2 protein-coding genes are annotated in these 2,371 nt (G+C 48.0%); both read left to right on the forward strand.

Annotated elements, in window-relative coordinates; genetic code table 11:
- The first annotated feature begins 320 nt into the window (after positions 1-320).
- A complete protein-coding gene (locus tag QVO39_RS07800; protein ID WP_288171934.1) occupies positions 321-1,811 on the forward strand; it encodes an IMP dehydrogenase in 1,491 nt (496 codons plus the stop codon).
- Positions 1,812-1,813: 2 nt separating this feature from the next.
- Positions 1,814-2,371, forward strand: a 558-nt coding sequence (locus QVO39_RS07805) for a DUF2284 domain-containing protein (protein WP_288171935.1), incomplete at its 3' end; no start/stop codon positions are given.

Genomic DNA, 2,371 nt, shown 5'->3' on the forward strand with positions numbered 1-2,371 from the left:
ACAAAGCATTTGCTGAGTTGCATCTCGCCGATTGCTTAGTTGCATCTCGGTAAACTCATTTTTATAGTCTTGATTTACAGCTAGTTGTAAAGGAGGTTTTAGCGGCCCTATTTGAGCCATTTTCCCCACCTTGTTTAGCAGGTTGGGACGACGATAAGTGGCCTTGTCTTCTTGCCCTTTTGACTAATACAAGCTAAGCATATTAGATCATTATACTTCTTATGCGACTCCTCCGCAACATTCTGCAATAATTTAGGCGAGATATGCAGAAAAATAGTAACTTTGCGTGCAAGTTGTACCTAATAAAAATAGAAGGAAGTATGGCAAAAGTACTCAATCAAGTTTCTCATACCTTTGGAGAATATCTACTTATACCAGGGCTAACCACTGAGCAGTGCACCCCTGAGAATATCAACTTGCGGACTCCACTCGTGAAGTTTCGTCGTGGTGAGGAGCCAAAAATCCAACTCAACATTCCTTTTGTGAGTGCTATCATGCAGTCGGTATCTAATGATACCCTTGCGATTGAGCTGGCACGCAATGGTGGTCTCTCCTTTATCTTTGGTTCGCAGTCCATTGAGAGCCAGGCGGAAATGGTGCGTAGGGTGAAGAAGTTTAAGGCTGGTTTTGTTACTAGCGACTCTAATCTGACCCCCGACCAGACGCTCCAGGATGTGCTCAACCTGACACATCGCACGGGGCACTCTACCATTGCAATTACAGAGGATGGCACACCTAATGGCAAGCTTTTAGGGATGGTCACTAGCCGTGACTATAGACTGAGTACTACGCCAAGGGAGACGAAGATCGCATCCTTCATGACCCCCTTCTCAAAGTTGACCATAGGGCGCCTAGGAATTACCCTTTCGGAGGCGAATGATATTATCTGGGAGCATAAGCTCAATACCCTTCCTATTATAGATGAGAAGCAAAACCTGCAGTTCTTTGTCTTCCGTAAGGATTATGATAGCCATAGGGAAAACCCTAGTGAGCTTTCCGATAAGGTCAATAAGCAGCTACTTGTAGGGGCGGGCATCAACACCCGTGACTATAAGGAGCGTGTGCCTGCACTCGTGGAGGCTGGGGTGGATGTGATCTGTATCGATAGCTCGGATGGCTACTCGGTTTGGCAGAAGCAGACTCTTCAGTGGGTGAAGGAGCATTATCCCGATCTTCCTATCGGAGCAGGTAACGTGGTGGAGCGTGATGGTTTCCGCTATCTAGTGGAGGCGGGTGCCGACTTTGTGAAGGTGGGCATTGGTGGCGGCTCTATCTGTATTACTCGTGAGCAAAAGGGTATTGGACGTGGTCAGGCGTCGGCTGTGATGGATATCGCCGAGGCACGTGATGAGTACTTTGAGGAGACTGGGGTCTATATCCCTATCTGCTCCGATGGTGGTATCGTGCACGATTATCATATGACTTTGGCAATTGCTATGGGTGCCGACTTTCTGATGATGGGACGCTACTTTGCTCGATTCGATGAGAGCCCTACAAAGAAGCTCAAGGTCAATAATAACTATGTGAAGGAGTATTGGGGCGAGGGCTCTAATAGAGCAAAAAACTGGCAACGCTACGATAGCGGTAGTGAGACTGAGGGCATGAAGTTTGAGGAGGGCGTGGATAGCTATGTGCCTTATGCCGGTAAGATGAAGGACAACCTGATGCTCACACTCGGTAAGATGAAGGCTACTATGTGTAGTTGTGGCGCAGTGGATATTAATACTTTGCAGCACAATAGTAAGGTGACCCTCGTCTCTTCAACTTCAATTGTGGAGGGTGGTGCTCACGATGTGATTCTGAAGGAGTAAGGATGAGCGACTTCGCACATATTATTAAGCATACAGCTACGATATCGCTTCTGGAATACCAGGAGCGATATCAGCATATAGAGAAGTTCTTGGGCTATTGCAGGCAGTGTCGCAATTATGGTCAGCAGTGGGTCTGTCCGCCTTTTGATTTCGATGTCAATGAATTCCTCAAGCCGTACCAAACGGTGGATATCATCGGCTATCAAGTAGTGTTGACCCCTGAGATGGCAGCGACTGTATATCCCAATCCCGAAGCACGCAATGAAGTGGTGGAGGAGATCATGCAGTGGGCAAGAGCTCAGATTGATCCTGAGATGTTGGCATTGGAAACTGCCCACCCTGGGAGTAGGGCATGCTATCCGGGGAGTTGCAAACTGTGCCCTAAGGGTGCCTGCACTCGTCTGGTTGATAAGCCCTGTATTCATCCTGATAAAGCTAGAAATTCATTGGAGAACTTTGGCTTTGACCTCGGAGCCACCGCCTCGGATCTATTGGGGATCCCAATGCTATGGAGCCAAGGGAATAACCTCGCCCCCTACTATACTCTGGTTGCTGGCCTC

It is taken from the genome of Porphyromonas sp. CAG:1061 (assembly GCF_000435035.1).
Classification (GTDB): domain Bacteria; phylum Bacteroidota; class Bacteroidia; order Bacteroidales; family Porphyromonadaceae; genus Porphyromonas_A; species Porphyromonas_A somerae.